General features: G+C 36.7%; 17 protein-coding genes. 2 read left to right on the top strand and 15 right to left on the bottom strand.

Annotation, left to right across the window (positions count from 1 at the left end):
• Window positions 1-88: 88 nt before the first annotated feature.
• From bioA to aspS, 8 genes are all read right to left on the bottom strand, one after another.
• Window positions 89-1,360, bottom strand: a complete 1,272-nt coding sequence (gene bioA, locus J2X31_RS03675; RefSeq protein WP_310024508.1) for an adenosylmethionine--8-amino-7-oxononanoate transaminase — start codon at window positions 1,358-1,360, stop codon at window positions 89-91.
• Window positions 1,361-1,435: 75 nt separating this feature from the next.
• A complete protein-coding gene (bioD, locus tag J2X31_RS03670) occupies window positions 1,436-2,053 on the bottom strand; it encodes a dethiobiotin synthase (RefSeq protein WP_310024506.1) in 618 nt (205 codons plus the stop codon).
• 92 nt (window positions 2,054-2,145) lie between these two features.
• Window positions 2,146-2,553 (bottom strand): putative signal transducing protein, encoded by a 408-nt coding sequence (locus J2X31_RS03665; protein WP_310024504.1) that lies wholly within the window; start codon window positions 2,551-2,553, stop codon window positions 2,146-2,148.
• Window positions 2,554-2,567: 14 nt separating this feature from the next.
• Window positions 2,568-3,737: an aminotransferase class I/II-fold pyridoxal phosphate-dependent enzyme gene (locus tag J2X31_RS03660; RefSeq protein ID WP_310024502.1), complete on the bottom strand. Its 1,170-nt coding sequence runs from the start codon at window positions 3,735-3,737 to the stop codon at window positions 2,568-2,570.
• A 204-nt stretch (window positions 3,738-3,941) separates the two neighbouring features.
• Window positions 3,942-4,142 (bottom strand): cold-shock protein, encoded by a 201-nt coding sequence (locus tag J2X31_RS03655; protein WP_026704702.1) that lies wholly within the window; start codon window positions 4,140-4,142, stop codon window positions 3,942-3,944.
• A 307-nt stretch (window positions 4,143-4,449) separates the two neighbouring features.
• Entirely contained in the window at window positions 4,450-5,103 is a 654-nt protein-coding gene (locus J2X31_RS03650) for a porin family protein (RefSeq protein ID WP_310024498.1), read from the bottom strand.
• 20 nt (window positions 5,104-5,123) lie between these two features.
• The gene (locus J2X31_RS03645; RefSeq protein WP_310024496.1) at window positions 5,124-5,798 is read right to left on the bottom strand and encodes a porin family protein; all 675 of its coding nucleotides are present in this window, start codon (window positions 5,796-5,798) and stop codon (window positions 5,124-5,126) included.
• A 2-nt stretch (window positions 5,799-5,800) separates the two neighbouring features.
• Window positions 5,801-7,546, bottom strand: a complete 1,746-nt coding sequence (aspS, locus tag J2X31_RS03640) for an aspartate--tRNA ligase (protein WP_310024495.1) — start codon at window positions 7,544-7,546, stop codon at window positions 5,801-5,803.
• Window positions 7,547-7,683: 137 nt separating this feature from the next.
• On the opposite strand from aspS, the gene J2X31_RS03635 reads away from it, so the two are divergent.
• A complete protein-coding gene (locus J2X31_RS03635) occupies window positions 7,684-8,679 on the top strand; it encodes a TlpA family protein disulfide reductase (protein WP_310024493.1) in 996 nt (331 codons plus the stop codon).
• 215 nt (window positions 8,680-8,894) lie between these two features.
• On the top strand, window positions 8,895-9,239 hold the full coding sequence (locus tag J2X31_RS03630) for a toxin-antitoxin system YwqK family antitoxin (RefSeq protein ID WP_310024492.1): 345 nt from the start codon (window positions 8,895-8,897) through the stop codon (window positions 9,237-9,239).
• Window positions 9,240-9,284: 45 nt separating this feature from the next.
• Here the strand turns inward: J2X31_RS03630 and J2X31_RS03625 are convergent, their stop codons facing one another.
• The 7 genes from J2X31_RS03625 to J2X31_RS03595 all read right to left on the bottom strand — a co-directional run bounded on the left by J2X31_RS03625 (window position 9,285) and on the right by J2X31_RS03595 (window position 20,135).
• Entirely contained in the window at window positions 9,285-9,818 is a 534-nt protein-coding gene (locus tag J2X31_RS03625) for a hypothetical protein (RefSeq protein WP_310024490.1), read from the bottom strand.
• A 29-nt stretch (window positions 9,819-9,847) separates the two neighbouring features.
• Window positions 9,848-10,966, bottom strand: a complete 1,119-nt coding sequence (locus tag J2X31_RS03620; protein WP_310024487.1) for a PepSY-associated TM helix domain-containing protein — start codon at window positions 10,964-10,966, stop codon at window positions 9,848-9,850.
• A complete protein-coding gene (locus J2X31_RS03615; protein ID WP_310024486.1) occupies window positions 10,967-13,384 on the bottom strand; it encodes a TonB-dependent siderophore receptor in 2,418 nt (805 codons plus the stop codon).
• Window positions 13,385-13,621: 237 nt separating this feature from the next.
• A complete protein-coding gene (locus J2X31_RS03610) occupies window positions 13,622-14,389 on the bottom strand; it encodes a lipopolysaccharide kinase InaA family protein (RefSeq protein ID WP_310024485.1) in 768 nt (255 codons plus the stop codon).
• Between the two features lie 69 nt (window positions 14,390-14,458).
• Entirely contained in the window at window positions 14,459-17,629 is a 3,171-nt protein-coding gene (locus tag J2X31_RS03605; protein ID WP_310024484.1) for an efflux RND transporter permease subunit, read from the bottom strand.
• Between the two features lie 66 nt (window positions 17,630-17,695).
• A complete protein-coding gene (locus J2X31_RS03600) occupies window positions 17,696-18,757 on the bottom strand; it encodes an efflux RND transporter periplasmic adaptor subunit (protein ID WP_310024482.1) in 1,062 nt (353 codons plus the stop codon).
• A 13-nt stretch (window positions 18,758-18,770) separates the two neighbouring features.
• On the bottom strand, window positions 18,771-20,135 hold the full coding sequence (locus J2X31_RS03595; RefSeq protein ID WP_310024480.1) for a TolC family protein: 1,365 nt from the start codon (window positions 20,133-20,135) through the stop codon (window positions 18,771-18,773).
• Window positions 20,136-20,150 lie beyond the last annotated feature (15 nt).

The following is a 20,150-nucleotide window of genomic DNA, read 5'->3' as shown; positions in this document are numbered from 1 at the left end:
TGGTTTAGTTTTTTTATTTTCAACTCTGACAGAGTTCAAAACTCTGTCAGAGTTTACAAGAGTTAAATAAGAAATAATAATTGCAAAATTAAACTATTTCTAAAGCTTCTTCAACGATTGCATATACTTTTTCCAATTGTACATCGGTAATAATATAAGGAGGAAGAATATAAACAATATTCCCAACCGGTCGGAGAATGACGCCTTTCTCAATAAAGAAATTATAAAGCTTCGTTCGCATCGAACCGTAATAGCTTTCCTTATTTTCAATCTTGATTTCCAAGGCGAAGATAGTTCCTAAAACCCTCGTAGTTTTCACCATCGGATGGTTTTCTATGTGCTTCTGAAAACCAAGATGCCTTTGATTTACCCTAACAATGCTCTCTTGAATTTCGGCAGATCGCAACAACTCCATACTCGCCAAAGCTGCTGCACAACCTGTTGGGTTGGCGGTAAAAGTATGTCCGTGAAACAATGCCTTGTTGATGTCGTCATCATAAAAAGCATCAAACAAATCCTGTGTAAAAGTGGTAATCGCCATCGGTATTGTTCCGCCTGTCAAGGCTTTCGAAAGGCACATCATATCGGGCTGACCTTGAATATAATCGCAGGCGAAATTTTTCCCTGTTTTTCCAAATCCCGTCATCACTTCATCGGCAATCGTCAATACCTTATTTTCCTTGCAAATTTGAATCAAAACATCCAATGCTCCAGGCTCATACATCACCATTCCGGCCGCTCCTTGAACTAAAGGCTCAAATATAAATCCAGCACAATTATGTTTTTGAATAACATCTTTCAAGGCTTGATAACTTGTTTCTTCTTCGCCTTTTACAGGAACCGGAATCCGAACCACATCAATAAACATTCCTTGAAAGGCTTGGGTATAAAACGAGATACCACTCGCAGCCATTGCGGCAAAAGTATCACCGTGAAATGCATTTTCAAACGCAATTATCGTGGTTCTTTTTTCTCCTCTGTTGAAGAAATACTGCAAGGCAACCTTAATAGCTACTTCAACCGAAGTGGAGCCATTATCCGAAAAAAATATTTTTTGCTGGTTCTTCGGAAGTATCTCCATCAATTTTTCTGCCACTTGAATCGCTGGACTGTGGGTAAATCCGCCAAATAAAACATGTTCCAGAGTTGTCAGTTGCTTGTATATTGCATCAGCAATAAATTGATTCGAATGTCCAAACGGATTCACCCACCAAGAAGCAATAGCATCAATGTATTCTTTTCCGTTTTCGTCCCAAAGCAGGGCATCTTTTCCTCTTGTAATTGCAATAGGAGGTGTAGCTGTTTTATGTTGTGTATAAGGATGCCAAAGATATTGGCTGTCTTTTTCTACTAAATTCATTTTTTTTAGATGATAGAAGAAAAAAACAAGAAGCCAGATTTTGATGTCTTCTTCTTGGTTCTTTTCTCTTGATTCTTATAATTTCAAAAGCGTTTCTCTGAACAAATCGGCATATTCACGAATGACATTCTGATCAAAATAGGGTTCATTTTCAATCCTTCCAAGAAATTTTACACCTGTTTTATTCAGAATAATTTCTTCGGAAGATTTGTTCTCATCTCCGTTAAAGATGATTCCGGCAATGTTTATTTTCCGATGTTGCAAGGCTTCAATTGTCAATAAAGTATGGTTGATGCTTCCCAGATAATGACGCGAAACCACAATCACTTTATAGTCGGGTTGGATCAAATCAACAATAGTTTCCTGATTGTTTAGCGGAACAAAAATCCCTCCGGCACCTTCAATAACCAAATGATTGGAAGTTTCAGGTTCTATAATATTTTTTAAATCGATTGTAATTCCATCAATTTCCGCTGCCAAATGTGGACTGGCAGGTGTTTGCAAAGCATAGCTGTTTTTAAAGAATTGTGATTTAGGATTTGATATTTGGGATTTGACCTTATGGCTGTCTGAGTTGTCCAAATCGCCTGCCTGGATGGGTTTCCAATAATCGGCCTCTAAAGCTTCAGTTATAATTGCCGAAGCGATTGTCTTTCCAACATCTGTAGATATTCCGGTTATAAATAGTTTCATTGTTTTTGTTTAAAACACAAAGGTCACTAAGTTTTTGCAAAGTTCACAGGGTTTTAAGTTTTCTTTATTTGTGAGAGGTTCGAGCATTGGATTTAAAATTCGAAATTACACTTTTCACATTTGTATTTATATCTATTATAAAAAGGAAGGGCTATAATTAGGAATGAAAAAAGAAAAGAGATAAACGATTTGAAATCTTTTATGGTCGTCAGTAATTGAATTTTTTCGGCACCACATTTCGGACATTTGATTAATTCTCCTTTATCATCAACCGAAAATTTACTGATTTCAGATAGAATTACCATTGCTTTTTCATAATCATATTCTCTAACAAACAGTTTTACCCCTCCAATTGCATTGCTTAAAAAGGGATCAGAATCAATAGTGTGATTGTCGCGTACAAAAACTTCGATTTCCTCAGATTCTAGTTTAGCTTTGTAAATAAAAGCTTCGCTTGAATATTGATATTCTCCTATTTTCTTGAATATGATTTCTTCCATAATTTCCTGCTTTTTTAAAAAACAAACGAACCGAGTAAGCTCAATAATTCAGATATCTCCTCTTTCGAGTTATAACTGTGCAAACAAATCCGTAGTCGTTCCTGACCTTCTGGAACCGTTGGAGAAAGAATCGCTTTTACATCAAAACCATTTTCCTGTAATTGAGATGCAATATTTTTTACTTTTTCGTTACCTGGAATGATTGCACATTGAATGGCCGATTTACTTCTTACAAAAAGCGGTCGTAGTCCCATCATCTGTTTCTCCTGATTGAAGAAATTGATGTTTTCCCTCAATTGCAAAAGTGTATTTTTTTCTTTTTCTAAATGCTGATATCCCATCAAAATCGTGGCAACCGAATGGGGAGAAAGTCCAGTCGTATAGATAAAACTTCTTGAAAAATTGACTAAATAATTCTTCAATTCATTGGAACCTAAAACAACCGCTCCGTGGCAACCAAGTCCTTTTCCAAAAGTCATGATTCTTGCAAATATTTTGTCCTGCAATCCCATCTCCTGAACGTGGCCTTCGCCTTGAGTTCCAAAAACACCGAATGCATGTGCTTCGTCAATAATCAAATAACAATTGTATTTTTCAGTCAAGCTGCTTAATTCCTCAAGATTGGGAGTATCGCCATCCATCGAAAAAACGGATTCGGTAACAATATAAACATTCGCATTGTTTTCTAAATTGACATTTTCATTGCCATTGCCCTTGAATTTCAAAATCAAACGTTCCAGATCTTCAAAATCATTGTGCTGAAACTTATAGGATTTGGCGTTTGACAATTGAATTCCATCGCGAATGGAAGCGTGAATCAATTCATCGTATAAAATAAAATCAACTTTTTGAGGAACCGAACTAAAGAAACCCACATTGGCATCATAACCAGAATTAAAAATCAAGGCACTTTCTGCTTGATGAAAATTGGCGATATGATTTTCGGTTATGGTATAAAGCGGATGATTTCCAGAAATCAGTCGGGAACCTGTGGCTCCGTTTTGGGTATAGTTGTGGTCAATTAAATACTGATGTGTTTCCTGAAAGATTTTTTCTGACTTTGAAAATCCAAGATAATCATTGGAAACAAAATCTACTTTTTCCTGTTTTTGCGAAAGTTGCCGTAGGGCATTGTTTTGCTTTCTTGCTTCTAATTTTTCGGAAAGATTTTTTGGAAACTTCATAATGCAAATTTACCGATTTGAAAATGAAAATGTCTTAGTTTGCACGTTTTTTAGCCCAGATGGGAACGGCATCCTTTTCCCTCTTTCTTTAAGAGGGAAAAGATAGAGTGGACAGCTGGATAAAGCTTCTAAAAAACAAAAAAGCGTCCCGAAATAAATCGGAACGCCTTAAACATTCTAGGTAACAAAAATAATCTATATATTTTAGTCTTCAAGAGCTACAACTTGTGCAGCAACTTTACCTTTTCTTCCTTCTTCTTCTTCGTAAGATACTCTGTCACCTTCGCGAAGTTCTTCCGCTCTGATTCCTGATGCATGAACGAAAATGTCTTTTCCTGTTTCTTCGTCTGTAATGAATCCGTAACCTTTAGACTCATTGAAAAATTTAACTGTACCTGTACGCATTGTAATAATAAAAATAATTAATAATGATACAAATGTAATCTTTAATACAATACAAAAGTCAACTTATGTTAAAAAAATGAAAAAAAAATATCATTTTTTCTTTACCATTGCTTTTTTTGACTTGAGACAAGCATTTGATTTTCAAATTTTAAAGAAAACAAAGCATTGTTTTTACAATTGTTTTCGTTGAAGTTTCTCCTACTATTTTAGCAATATATGTTTGGTTTTGATAGGAAATATTCAATTCGGATTTTAAAAGAGAAAAGCCCCAGATTTCTCCGAGGCTTGATACAATATTTTCAAATTTTTATAAGCCAAATTGCCAATTGGCAATAAGATTGAAAGAATTTGTTTTTACAGATCCATCGCCCACAACCCTCACGTCACTAATATTGGAGAGGCCATAATTATGTCTGAGCTCCAAGTTCAAGGAATTCTTTTCATTGATTTTGAAATTGGTTCCAACTCCTAAATTAGCTCCAAAATCTAAACTCTTGAATAATCCATTTGCATCTTCATTGGTTTTTTCTCCCTCCACTTTTGAAGTACTGTCTAAAAACACACCTAAAAAAGGACCACCGTTTATATAAACTTTCTTTTGAGAGTCAAAATAATATTTCAAATTTAAGGGCAATGTGATGTACTCTAATCTAACTTTTACATCGACATTGCGGGAATTCATGATAGGGTCGAAATTTTCGTCAATAAAAATCGGTGCAGTTATAGTATTTTTAAAGGTTTTTCTTTCGTAATTGACATTTCCAACAAATGAAAACCGTTCATTTAAAGGCACTTCAACCGAAATACCTACAAGAAAATTCAGGTCATATTTGTTCTTGTCTGCGGCTTCATTTCCTCGAATGTTTGCATAAGTTCCTCCGAGATTCACTCCAAATTTCGGCTTTTCTTGAGCGAAAGCTACAGAACCTACCAATAGTAATAACAGTAAATATTTTTTCATATTAAATGATTGTTTTTTTACTACAAATCAAATTGCCAATTGGCAATGAGGTTAAAAGAATTGGTTTTTAATTTTGTATCATTATAATTAAAATCCGCTATATTGACAAACCCATAATTATGGCGAAGCTCAAGATTCAAACTGTTTTTTTCGTTTATTTTAAAGTTGGTTCCAATTCCTAAATTGGCTCCAAAATCCAGCGTTTTAAAAATGCTGTCACCATTGTCGTTAACGTTTTTACCTTCTGTTTTTAGATTGCTATTGAGAAAAAAACCAATGAACGGACCCCCGTTTACATAGAACCTCTTTTGTGCATCAAGGTAATATTTCAAGTTTATGGGAATTGTAATGTATTCCAATCGTTGCTTCATGTCAACCGTTCGGTCTTGATTGAAATTGGGATCATCTGGATTGGGCAAAAACAGTTCGTCTAGGTTTTTGGTTTTCTTGAATGTCTTCCTTTCATAGTTGACATTTCCAAGCAATGAAAATTTTTCACCTAAAGGAAGTTCCATTGAAACACCTACCAAGAAATTCAAATCATATTTAGTATTTTCATAGAAAAAATCTTCCTCGCTGTTGGAGTCGCTTTCTCTTATATTTGAAAAAGTACTCCCAAGATTTATTCCGAATTTCGGCTTTTCTTGAGCGAAAGTTGCAACACCCATTAATAATAACAGAAGGTATTTTTTCATAATCATTTAAGTTTGATATGTAATTCCTCCAACTGCTTCTCATCAATAACCGATGGAGCATCAATCATCACATCGCGTCCAGAATTGTTTTTTGGGAAAGCAATAAAATCACGAATCGTTTCTTGGCCACCTAAAATCGCAACTAATCTATCCAAACCAAAGGCCAATCCTCCGTGTGGTGGTGCTCCAAACTGGAAAGCGTCCATCAAGAAACCGAATTGTGCTTTTGCTTCTTTTTCGGTGAAACCTAGATATTTGAACATCAATTGTTGTGTTGCCTTATCGTGAATCCTGATAGAACCTCCACCAATTTCGTTTCCGTTCAAGACCATATCGTAAGCGTTTGCACGAACTTTTCCTGGATCGGTTTCAAGTAAAGCCATATCCTCTGGTTTTGGAGACGTAAACGGATGGTGCATCGCGTGCCATCTTCCTGATTCTTCGTCTAATTCCAATAAAGGAAAATCCACTACCCAAAGTGGTGCGAAAACTTCTGGATTTCTCAATCCTAAACGTGTCGCCAATTCCATTCTCAAGGCACTCAATTGAGTACGTGTTTTATCGGCTGGACCGGAAAGTACAAAAATCATATCACCTGCTTTTGCTCCGGTAACTTTTGCCCATTTTGCCAAATCTTCTTGGTCGTAGAATTTATCTACAGATGATTTGTAAGTTCCGTCTTCGTTGCATTTTACATAAACCATTCCGCTTGCTCCAACCTGAGGGCGTTTTACCCATTCGATCAAAGCATCGATTTCTTTACGGGTGTATTCTCCACATTTTGGAGCTGCAATTCCAACTACCAATTCAGCCGAATTAAAAACCGAAAATTCTTTGTGTTGAGCTACTTCGTTCAACTCGCCAAATTCCATTCCGAAACGGATGTCTGGTTTGTCGTTTCCGTAGGTTTTCATGGCATAATCGTAGGTAATTCTTGGAAATTTTTCTACTTCGATGCCTTTTATTTCTTTCAATAAATGACGTGTCAAGCCTTCAAAAACATTCAAGATGTCTTCTTGTTCCACGAAAGCCATTTCGCAATCGATTTGTGTAAATTCTGGTTGTCTGTCGGCTCTCAAATCCTCGTCGCGGAAACATTTCACGATCTGGAAATATTTGTCCATTCCACCCACCATCAACAATTGCTTGAACGTTTGTGGCGATTGAGGCAAGGCATAAAACTGACCTTCGTTCATTCTCGATGGAACTACGAAATCCCTTGCACCTTCTGGAGTTGACTTGATTAAATAGGGTGTTTCCACTTCACAGAAATCCAAATCAGATAAATATTTACGAACTTCCATTGCCACTTTATGACGGAAAAGCAAGCTGTTCTTTACCGGATTTCTTCGGATATCCAAGTAACGGTATTTCATTCTGATGTCTTCGCCACCGTCGGTTTCGTCTTCGATTGTAAATGGAGGCGTTAATGCGGCATTTAAGATATTCAATTCAGAAACTAAAATTTCAATCTCTCCTGTCGGTATGTTTTTGTTTTTGGCTTCACGCTCAATAACGGTTCCTTTTACCTGGATTACAAATTCGCGTCCAAGAGTTTTTGCCAATTCAAAAACGGTTTTATCGGTGCGACTTTCGTCGAAAATCAACTGCGTGATGCCATAACGGTCACGCAAATCAATCCAATTCATGAATCCTTTGTCGCGCGATTTCTGAACCCAACCCGCAAGAGTAACTTCGGTATTTATATGTGAAGCGTTCAATTCTCCACAATTATGACTTCTATACATGATCAAAATTTTAGACTGCAAAAGTAAAAAACTAAAATTAGAATTCTACGCCATTCCTATAAACTTAACTAGATTTATTTAGGGCAAATTAAATAATTAGGTATATTTGGATTATCAAAAATTAAAACATCCTTTTTATGAAAAAAATAGTTGTCGTTTTATGTGCATTAGCATTGTCAAACGTTGGTTTTGCACAAAAGAAATATGCCACTTTCGAGGCCAAAATCGAAAATCGAAATAGTGATAAGATTTCAATCATCGGACCAAAAAAATACAAAAAGGAAATTTCACTGAACAAGCAAGGTTTTTTCAAAGATACCTTGAAGGTTGCCGACGGAATGTATCAGTTTTATGATGGAGCCGAATCGACCATGCTGTATTTGAAAAACGGCTTTGATTTGAAGATGAAACTCAATGCAAAGGAATTTGATGAAACGATTGTTTATGAAGGAAAAGGGGCAAAGGAGAATAACTTCTTGGCTCAAAACGCCCTATATGAGGAACAATTTGACTTTGATTCAGCTTTGGCCTCTGATGAGTTGACATTTGAAAAACTTTTGGTTGCTAAAAAGAAGACTGATATGGAAAGACTTCGTAAAGCAGATTTAGAACCGGCTTTTGTTGCTCTACACCAAAAGTCAATCGAACAAAATGCAACAGGTTTGCAAGAATACTACAAAGAAAATTTAGCACTAAAAAGCCTAAACGACAAACCAGCTCCGACTTTTGATTATGAAAATCACAAGGGAGGCAAAACCAAATTGGAAGATTTGAGGGGAAAATTCGTTTATATTGATGTTTGGGCTACATGGTGTGGGCCTTGCCGTGCAGAAATTCCTTACCTAAAGCAGGTTGAAAAGAATTTCCATAATAAAAACATTGAATTTGTAAGTATTTCTATCGACACCAGAAAGGATTATGAGAAATGGAAAAACTTTGTAAGTGAAAAAGAATTAGGTGGTGTGCAACTTTTTGCCGATAACGACTGGAGTTCTTCTTTTGTAAAGGATCTAGGTATAACAGGAATTCCTAGATTTATACTTATTGACCCTAAAGGAAATATTGTAAACGCTAATGCTGATAGGCCTTCGTCTCCAAAATTAGTGGAAGTTTTAGAAGGATTATTGAAATAATTACCCTGTTTTTACACTATCAAAAACCAATGCGAAAGCGTTGGTTTTTTTATGTCCGGCATATTTCCAATGTTAAGTTTTTATTCAATGTTACTAAATTGTTAAGTTAAAGTTTTTTTAATGTAAATTAATTTTTTATATTTGTTAGACAATCAGGGAAAATGATTGTTACCCAAATCTAAAAACGATTATTTAATAATAAAAAAACTAGCATTATGAAAAAGTATATGATCATAGGAGCAATGTTAATCACAGGAATAACTTTTGCTCAAGGCGAACCAAAACACGAAGTTGTTGGAGATATTGTGAAATCTACGTATTATCACGAGAACGGACAAATCAGTCAGGAAGGTTTTTATAAAAACGGAAAAGTACACGGACAATGGACTTCTTTTGACAAAAACGGAAAAAAGACTGCCATCGCCAACTATAGCGAAGGCATCAAAACCGGAAAATGGATTTTCTGGACCGATAAAAACCTAAGCGAAGTAGATTATTCTGATAGCAGAGTTGCTTCGGTAAAGAACTGGAAAGAAGACGCTGTTGTAAACAGAAACTAAATTTAAATTGCATTAAACCAAAGCTTTCGGAAACGGAAGCTTTTTTTATTTTGACCTGTTTTTGCTTTCTATTTCTTTGAAAGAAGCAATAATCTTATCCATATCCAAAGAAAACTTGTCTTTCCTGTTTTCTAGTGTCCAGGTCATGATTTGATAGAAATGGCTATTGCTTTCAATATAGGCAAATTGATAGTAGATTTCAATATTTTCGGTATTATCTGATACGGAAAACAATTTTGCTTTCAAGCCATTTATTATAGTATCTTCAACTGGAGAAATGGTTGGTTCAGAAAGATTCATCTTCAAGTTTTCCAAAACAATGTTCTTGTATTCCTCCAAATTGATCGCTTCCTGATTAGGGAATTCTGTTTTTGGTTCATCTAAAACAATGACATAAAATTCCCGTAACACATTTTGATACTGCAATGAAGCTTCTGTATTAAGATTTTTAGCTTCCGACATAAAATCAGGAATTTCCAACGAATATTTGTTGTCAACCGTTATAGTCTGGTATTCTGTTTTTGAATTGCAGGAAACAAATAAGATGGATAGAAATCCTAGAAGAAATACTTTTTTCATAGCGGTAAAATTTACTGCAATATACTAATCTATCGGGAAATGACTTTAGTCTTCGGTTTCTTTTTGTTTCGTCTTCCCCAAAAAATAATAAATCCTGTAACAGGCAAGGCTGCCGCCAAAAGACTTGCTATAAATGCAATTATTTTTCCGGTCAAGCCGAAGAATTGTCCCGTGTGCAAACCATAATTCATTTCTTGGAGCTGCATTCCGGTGCTTTTTTCTTCGTAGAAATTTTTGCTTAAAAGTGTTCCCGTTTTAGGATGAAAAAGCAAATTAGATTGATGGTGAAAACCCAAAGCTTCAGGATAAGAACCGGTTATGATGGCTTCCTTTTCTCCCAGATACCAAACAAAAAACATTTTGTCCTGCGGTTTTGCTTTAAAGGCTTCAGCTAATGCAATGTCAACCGGATTGGCATTGGAATTTGCGACAAGAGCAGTATCAATAGCAGGTTTAAAATGATCTTCAGGATAGTCTTTTCCTAGATTGCCAACGACATACATGGTCTTGTGCATCCATTCATAGGAAAAAGTCAATCCTGTGATGGCAATGATTATGGCAATGGTTGAAATATAAAAACCCGTAACATTGTGCCAATCATAATTAACGCGGCGCCATTTGGCATTCCATTTTATCTTAATTCGGTTTTTGATGTCTTTCTTCTTTTTGGGCCACCACAAAACAATACCCGAAATGACCATCAAAACAAAAATAATGGTAGCAATTCCAACTACTTGCTTTCCTATTTTTGGCGGAAGCCATAAGTGCATGTGCAAATCTTCGACAATGATAAAGAAATCTTCCTCAAGGTTTTCAGTATGCAAAAAAGCTCCAGAATAGGGGTTGAAGAAAATATTATGCGGCACTTCTTTTATGGTTGAATAGACAATGGCTGGTCTGTCTTTACCAAAAAAGATAACCATATCGGTTGTGGCTTCTGGATATAATTCTTTGGCTTTTTTTTGTAAAGTTGACGCAAGAATATAAGGCTTTTGTTGCACTTCAACTTTTCTGTAATCTCTTGTCAGGTCCTTGATTTCATCGTGAAAACAAAAAACACAACCGGTAATGCTGACTATAAACACAATAAGCCCGGAGATGAGTCCGAGCCATTTGTGTAGAAATCGTATAGTCTTTTTAAAACCCATTTAGAATTTATATGCAACGCTTCCCATGATGGTTCTTGGCGATTGCACATTTACGGTTGTATAACCCCCGATGAAATACAACTCATCTGTCAAGTTGTTCACTTTTAATGAAAGTCTGTATTTTGGTTGATCATAATATAAAGCGGCATTCACCACAGAATAGGAAGGCAATGCAAAAGTTTGAACTCCAGTTAGATTTCCGTCCACCACCACATTTTTGTTGAAGATGTAATTTTCGCTTCCATAATTTCCTCCAAAGCCAAAACCTAATCCCTTTAGGCTTGTATTTTGCAAGCTGTAGCTGATCCAATAATTGATCATTGTTTCTGGTCCAGCAGTTTCTGGCCGTAAGCCAATCAATTGAGCATCTGAAACTTTATTCAATTTGCTGTTGTTGAAAGCATATCCGATGATGAAATTCAATCCCGGAATTGGGTTTGAAGTAATTTCTGCTTCAAAACCTTTGCTGGTTTGGTTGCCGTCCTGAACGCTGATTCCCGGTGTGCTTGTTGCTCGAACGATGTCTTTCACTTCAATATTGTAGTAACTCAAACTGGCACTCAATTTATCTTGGAAAACATTGAATTTCAAACCGGCTTCAAATTGATTGGCTTGTTCTGGGTTAAAAGATTCCGTAGCACCAACATTGGTGTTCATGACATTCTTGAAGCTGTTTTGGTAGTTTCCAAACACCGAAATCTGATCTTGAAGGATTTGATAGACCAAACCAAATTTTGGAGAAAACGCATTTTGAGAAAAAGCTCCAGTGGTTGTATTGGTTGCAGGATCAAAAATTCCGTTGTTGTCAAAATGATCAAAACGAACTGCTGCAGAAAGGATTAATGCATCTGTAACATTGATTACGTCTGCTACATAAGCACTGTAAGTTGTAACGGCACTGTGCGTTTTTGCAAGAGTTCCTTCGGCCAATAATGATTCAATTTTTCCTGGATTAAAGTCGTAATAAGTTGGAGTTGCACCACTATAGTTCACTGTATCAAAGTACCAAAAAGAAGGAAGATAACCCAGTCCGCTTTTAGTTTCTATCCTGAAAATATCACCTCCAACCAAGAATCTGTTTTTCATACCTAGAACATCAAATTCTCCGTTGAAATTTTGTTGAAATTCCAAGATATTGTCTCTTCCGTCGATGTTCCATGCATTTCGTTCCATTTCGTTGTTAGGCAACAAATAGAACCAAATTTGAGGTCCAAAAGATTGGTTCGAACTCGTACTGAAAAGTGTTTGCGATTTCCATTTTTCAGACATTTGATAATTAGCTTGGGCGAAAATATTTGCCGTTTTTGTATTCATCATAAATTCGCCACCAGTAAATGATCTTTTCCAGTTCATGTCAATGTCATTCGCATTGTTGATGCCAAGGCTGTTCGGAGTTTGTCCCCAATGCAAATACATCAAAGGCATAGACGATGCATCAACGTTTGAAAGTTCTGCATCAATAGAAATGTTTAATTTTTCGTTTACTTGGTAGGAAAACGAAGGAGCAATGAAATAGCTTCTCGTGTGTCCATAATCCTGAAAAGTGTTGGTGTTGTTATAAGCGCCATTTACACGTAAAAGTGCTGTGTTGTCGGCATTTAGAGAAGTATTCACATCGGCCGTAATCCTGTTCAATCCATAACTTCCTGATTGATAAGAGATTTCTCCGCCAAAATTTTCATAAGGTTTTTTTGTCACACGGTTGATCAAACCACCATAAGAAGTTAATTGACTTCCAAATAAAGTGGCCGATGGTCCTTTGATGCTTTCCAATCGTTCCAAGTTAGAAGCATCAACATTGTTGGTGATTTTTCCCGCAATTCCATTTCGCAATAAACTTTGAGTCACGAATCCGCGAGAAGCAAATAATGAACCACCATCACCTGTACGACCGGTTGCAGCCCAAATTTGGTATAGACCAGGAACGTTTTTCAATGCTTCGTCCTGACTTGTAATTAATTGATCTTTCATCAATTCTTTCGTTACCACGCTGTAAACTTGAGAATTTTCGATGTTTTTAATTGGCATTCTCGAAACATATTCGCTTTCAGATTTGGTATATCGGTTTACGTTTCCAGTAATCACTACCTCTTCTAGGGTTTCATTTTTGCTATTTAAAGTAATGCTTGGCAATGTTGTAGGTTGGTTTTCTGAAACGAAAAAACTTGTTTCTTTTGTGGTAAACCCAACAGAAGAAGTCTTCAAGATATAGCTTCCCGCTTTTAGGTTTTTGATTTCGAATTCTCCATTAGCATCGGTTTGGGTGCCAAATCGTGTTCCATTTACGGTAACGGTTGCATTTTCGATTGGACTATTATCCGAAGCAACAATGTTTCCTCTCAAAGTTCCTTTTTCCTGAGCAATTGCAAACAAACTAAAGCAAATACTTAGTAAAAAAGCAAATATATTTTTGTTCATCTTGAATGTGATTTTATAATTCGGATGCAAAAGTACATTGCAAAATAATCCCACGCAAGTTATTTTGAATTATTCTAAATAAAAAAAAGCCTTTTTATTTGAGTAAATATTCTATAGCTTTTTAACTTTAAAAAAATAGATGTTGCGGTTTTATATAAACTTACATGCTCTAAACTAGAATCAATCTATTTGTTGCTAAAAGCAAAAAACCCTGCTCATTTACTAGCAGGGTTAAAATCATTTCTGACAAAGATGTGGTTTAATAAAAAGCTTCTTCAATTCTGAAAGCTGATATTTGAAATATTGCTTGTGAAAAATCTTAACATTATACCGACTTCTATAGTAGAGTATCGTTTGATAAATGTGCTTTGTATCTTGCTTATAATATTTGGCATATATTTTTTCAATTTGATGCATTATAGGTGTTTCTTCGGTCAGTTTCGATAAATTTTTCATTCTATCAAAAAAAGACAATGGACTATTATGAAACTTCATCCTGTTTAAATCTACAAGATAAAATTTATAGATTCCATTAGACATTTTTTCTAATAGAATATTACCTGGTGTGCTGTCTATAAATTCAATTCCCTTTTGATGTAACTCGAACATAAAGGCGGTGTATTGTTGCAGCACTTCTTCTTTGTTAGGACATTCCGAACTTGCAAGTACCTCTCGTAGTGTTACTGTTGTAGTTAAATGTTCGCATGCATAATAACTACGTTTGATTCCAAATAGGTTTGAGAATTCTTTATACCCTATGGGTTTAGGGGTGTTGATGCCTAATGATAAAAGTTTTTCTGCATTTTCAAAAGAGCGTCTGGCTTTAGATTTACGAATGTATTTATAAGCAAAGGAATTGATTAGATGGGGTTTTTTAAATGATTTTACAGAAATGGATTTCCCGTCAATATCAAATTTTTTTATACTATTTCGTCCTGCTTGTATAAGTGTACCTTCGTAAGGGAACATCTCGATCAGATGTTGGATTCCTACTTCAGTTTGCATAATGTTTTGTTTTTGGATTTAAAACCCATCGGATGTAGTTTGAAGTTACACCCAATGGATTTTTTTTGTTTAGATATGTTTAGTTGAAAAACCGTCATCAGCTACTTCAGTATGCACATAATCTTCTACCATCAAATCGGCATAATCGGTTTGTTCTTTTCCTTTGCGTAATCTGTTCTTGATGCTGTCAAATATCGAATACACCACAGGAACGATAACCAAAGTTAGGAACAAGGACGAAATCAATCCTCCAATGATAACCCAGGCAAGACCGTTGTTCATTTCGGCAGCGGCACCAGAAGCCATTGCAATTGGTAGCATACCGAAAACCATCGCAATCGTTGTCATCAAGATTGGACGAAGACGAGCGTGATTGGCCTGAATCAAGGCAGTTCGAGTGGTTTCACCCGCTTCTTTTCTGTGGTTGGCAAAATCGACCAAAAGGATGGCATTCTTACAAACCAGACCAATAAGCATGATGATACCTAAGATGGTAAATACGTTCAGCGAGTTGTTGGTCAAGGCTAATGCCAATAACGCTCCGATAAACGAAAGAGGAATGGAGAACAATACCACGAATGGTGTTGCGAAACTGTTGTATAAAGCTACCATTACCAAGTAAACCAAGATAATTGCCGCCAATAATGCAACTCCCAATGTTCCGAAACCTTCCGATTGGTTTTCCATATCACCACCCCAGATGTAGCTTACACCTGCAGGACGTTCCATTTTAGAGAAAACAGCTTCCCATTCTCCAGCAACAGTTCCTGACGGACGACCAACGGTTTGTGCCTCGACACTTACAGAAGGTGATTTGTCACGTCTTTCCAACAAACTCGGACCAGAACTTTGCGTGATTTTTGCAAATTGAGACAACTTTACTTGTTGTCCGGCATTGTTGATGAAGATCAATTCGCTCACATCATTATAGTTAGAACGGTTGAATTCGTCGTAACGGATGTTGATGTCGTATTCATATTCTCCTGCACGGAATTTACCATCGGTGTTTCCGTTGAAGGCTGTTTGCATGGTCATACCAACCGTACTCAAATCAAGGCCAAGTGCCGACATCTTATCACGATCTACCTGAACATTTATCTCAGGATTTCCGTCTTCTGATGTTAATTTTACCTCGGTTGCACCTGGAATCTTGCGAAGTTCGGCAGCCGCCTTTTCGGCGAAAGCCATAGCATCTTTTTGAGAAGAACCTGTAACAGTCAACATCAACGGAGCCTGATCTGCACCAAATAATCCAACAGGAACGGTTTTGATTTTGGCACCAACCAATTCTCTTTCTAGTTCACGCTTGATTTTTGCGGCATAAACAAAGGTATTGTCTTCACGCTCTGATTTGTCGTTCAGTGTTACCTTGATTTCCGATTTGTAAAGTGTGGTTTGAGAACCTCCAAAACCATCACTAGTTTGTCCAACGGTTGTGATAAGTCCGACAACTTCTTTCTTGCTGCTTAAAAATTTCTCGGCTTTTTGACTGGCAAAATTTGATTTTTCGATAGAAGCATCTTTTGGCAATTCAATTTGAACCATAAATTCACCTTTGTCGATTTTGGCAAAGAATTCTCCACCGATGAAACCAGCAACAGCCAATCCGATAGAAGAGAAAAATAAAATCAATACGATAACCAATGTTGCTATTTTATGTTTAAGCGACCATTCTAGAATTCCAGTTACCCAGTGTGTAAATTTATCCAAACCACGCTCAAAAGAAAGGATTATTCTGCCGAACAATGATTTGTTGGTAACGTGTTCCAGTTTTCCATAACGAGAAAACAACCAAGGAACAATCGTAAATGACGCAAGCAATGAAAGTAAAGTTGCAATAACAACTGTCATACAGAATTGCGTGATGATGTTGGATACCAATCCGGTACTCATTGCAATAGGTAAGAACACTACCACAATTACCAAGGTAATGGCCGTTACAGTAAACCCAATTTCTGAAGCTCCATCATAAGCGGCTCTGGCTTTGTTTTTACCCATCTCCATGTGGCGGTGGATGTTTTCTAAAACCACAATCGCATCATCCACAAGGATACCAACCACGAGGGACAGACCTAGCAAACTCATCAAGTTCAAGGTATAACCTAATAAGCTGATTCCAATGAAAGTTGCAATCAACGAGGCAGGAATAGACACCATTACGATCAAGGCATTTCTAAAACTGTGCAGGAAGAACAACATTACAAAGGCAACCAAGAAAATCGCAATGAACAAATCTTTCATTACAGAGTTGGCGGCAACTAATGTAAAATCGGTTGTATCATCAGCAAGTGTAAGTTTTACGTTACTTCCTTTATAATCAGCTTCAATTTGAGCAACCGCTTTTTTAACTGCCTCACTTACTGCAACCGCGTTTGCATCTGATTGTTTGATGACTTGCAAAAGAATCGCACTTTTCTGGTTTACACGGGCAATCTTTTCTACTTCTTTTTGTGAATCCTGAACATCGGCAACATCTCCCAAACGAACTTGAACGCCATTTTTGGTTGAGATTACAAGATTACGTAGTTCTTCAACATTCTTGAATTTTCCAGCCAAACGAATCAAGGTGCTGTTTTCTCTTGTTTTTACTTTTCCTGTTGGAAAATCAAGGTTAGAGGCCAAGATGATTTGTTGTACTTGGGGAACTGAAATTCCGTACCCCTGCAATTTTGTAGCATCAAGGCTGATTTGGATTTCTCTTTCTTCACCGCCAACAAGATTTACTTGGGCCACTCCGTTTACACGAGATAAAACGGGTTGTATTTTTTTATCCAATAAATCATAGAACTCCACTTGGTCCATTCCAGCTGTTGCTCCAATGGTAATAATTGGCAAATCACTGATGGAGAATTTGCTCAAAGAAGGTGGGTCAACATCGTCTGGTAAATCTTTAAGGACTGCATTGATTTTTCGCTGTGCATCATTCAAGGAATAATTGGCATCGGCATTTGCAGTTAGCGTAACCATTACTAGCGACAAGCTTTCGTAGGATTTCGATTCTACTTTCTTTACGTTTTCCAGAGATGCAATCGCATCTTCAATTTTCTTGGTCACCGTGTTCTCTACCTCCGAAGGAGAAGCTCCAGGATAGATGGTGGAAATGGTCACCACATTCATTTCGAATTTTGGAATCAATTCGTAACCCAATTGTGAATAACTGAATATTCCCCCCAAGGTTAGTATGATAAACAAGACCGCGATGATGGTGGGTCTTTTTATGGATATTTCTGCTATTTTCATATATTAATTTGTTTAGATGTAGAAGGTTGAAGTATGAATATTATAGTTCGCTTCTTTTCTCTTAATTTATTTTACGATTCCAACTTTCGCACCATCAGTCAAGTTGATTTGACCGCTTGTTACCACTACATCTCCTTCATTCAATCCTTCTAAAACTTCCACTTTTTCTCCGAAAATTCTTCCCGAAACAATTTTGGTCAGTTTAGCGATACTATCTTTCACCACAAATACTTGGTTGTTGCTAACGCTTCCTACGAATGCAGTCCTTGGAACAATCTTGATAGGTGTTTTTTGAGTCGCATTGGTTTCAAAATGAGCCGTTCCATACATACCCGCTTTCAAATCATTGTTGGCGTTGTTTGCAATTTCTATCTCCAAAGGAAAGTTCAACGATTCATCTGCCATTGGAGCAATGAATGTGATTTTTCCAGAAAACTCCTTGTCAGGATAAACACTCGCTTTTACTTTTATTGTAGAACCAACTTTTAAAGAAGCCACTTGGTTTTCATTAACCGTAACTTTTAATTTCAATTTAGAAACATTCACCAAGTCAAACAATTGTGTTCCTGGAGCAACAACCGAACCCGGCTCGATGTATTTCTTGTTTACAATTCCGTTGATGGTAGCCCTGATGGTAGCATCTCCAAAACTGATATTTGCTTGATCCAATTGTGCTTTTGCATTCGATAAAGCCAATTTTGCCTGATCCACTTGTTGTTTGGTAACACCACCTGTTTTAAAAGCATTTTCAAAACGTTGATTGTCGGCCAATGCATTTTGGTAGGTTGCCTTTGCACTTTGCACATCAACCGAAAGTTTATCGCCTTTAATAATTGCCAAAGTCTGACCGATTCTTACAACGCTTCCTTCCTTAACCAAGACTTTTGTAACCCTTCCAGCATTTTCGGCAGAAAAGCTAAGTTCTTGAAGTGGTGCGAAACTTCCGTTGGCGATGAAATCCGTAGTTACTGATTCGCTTTTTATGGTATCTGCCTTTACAGAAATAGAAGTGTTTTTCTGAGCTACAATTGCAGTTTCAGCTTCGTTTTTCTTTTTGTTTCCCGTCAGGATAAAACCTATTAGACCTAAAACTGCCAGTCCGATTCCTATATATAATACTTTTTTCATTTTTATTGATTGATTAGTTTGTAAGTGTTCTTAATTCTCCTTTTGATTTGATTAATTGAATTTCGGCCAGTTTGTATTCCAATAAGGCAGAAGTATAATTGTTTTGAGCTTCAACCAAAGCATTTTCGGCATCCAATAAATCCGTCAACGGAGCCAAACCTTGGTAGTAGTTGTTTCTAGTGTTGTCTAAAACTTCTTGAGCCAACTGTGCATTTTCTTTTTGATTTTTGATAGTAATCAAGCTGTTTTCAATTTGAGTTCGTGCGTTTTCAAAGGCCAAATCCAATGAAAGCTTGGTGTCTTCTTTATCTGCTTGAATTTTTCTCAAATCAACATCCGCTTGACGAACTCTTGCTCTTGTGCCAAATCCTGTAAAGATTGGAATCTTCAAATTCAAACCAATAGTTGAATAATCCGACCAATAAACCCCGTCTGCAGGTTTTGCAAAAAGCGGCATTTCCGGACCTTGACCAAGATAATTGTATCCTGCCGAAAGTGAAAGAGTTGGATAATATTCAGCAATTATCGATTTTTTCTGAAAGTCTAAAAGTTGCTCTTGTTTTTCAATCAACAAATATTCAGTTCTTGTGGCTGTATTTGGGGCTTCCGCCAAGGCTTGAGGTGTTACTTCAAATTCAGTTTTAGGAAGTGTGATTGGCGTTTCAATCGGCATTCCCATATAAAACTTCAAGGCATTTTCCTGCAATTGAACCGCGTTGATCAACTGTTGGCGTTGTGTATTGATGTTGTATAATTTCACCGTAATCCTATCCAAATCGATTTTCTTTGCCAATCCATTATCAAATTGTCCTTGAATGATGCTTTTTGCTTTTGTCGTATTGACATAATTGCTATCGATTACGGCAAGCTTTTCTCTTTGAACAAAAACTTCATAATAATTGTTGGCTACTCTTTCAATAACTTGTTCCTCGGTCAATTGAGCATTTATTTGATAAAATTCTCTAGTTGATCTGGCTGCTTTCAATCCTGTAAACACAGCTTGGTCAAAAATATTCTGTGTTAGCGAAACACCACCTCCAGCAGTCCATTTTTGTCCCAAAGGTGCAAGAATGGTTGTTCCGGGTGCTCCAAAGAAATCACCAGGCAAGGCGTTCAATTGCAAGATTGGATTGTAGGTTATGTTTCCGTTTGCAGAAATCTGAGGCAATGCCCTTGAGCGAACTTCTTGGATTTGGTATTCGCTGTTTTCTACTTCTAGTTTTGCTTTTTTTGCATCAGCTTTGTTTTCTAATGCATATTTGATGGCATCTTTCAAGGTAAGTGTTTGGCTTTGGGCCGAAACGCTTCCCGAGAAAAGTGACGCTCCAATAATAAAAGCGATTGCTTTAAGCTTTATAAAGCTACTTCTGGTTTTCATTGTTTTAAATTTATG

This window comes from Flavobacterium arsenatis (assembly GCF_031456785.1).
Classification (GTDB): Bacteria; Bacteroidota; Bacteroidia; order Flavobacteriales; family Flavobacteriaceae; genus Flavobacterium; species Flavobacterium arsenatis.
Note: the sequence above shows the minus strand (reverse complement) of the source record. Positions and strands in the feature narration are given on the sequence as shown.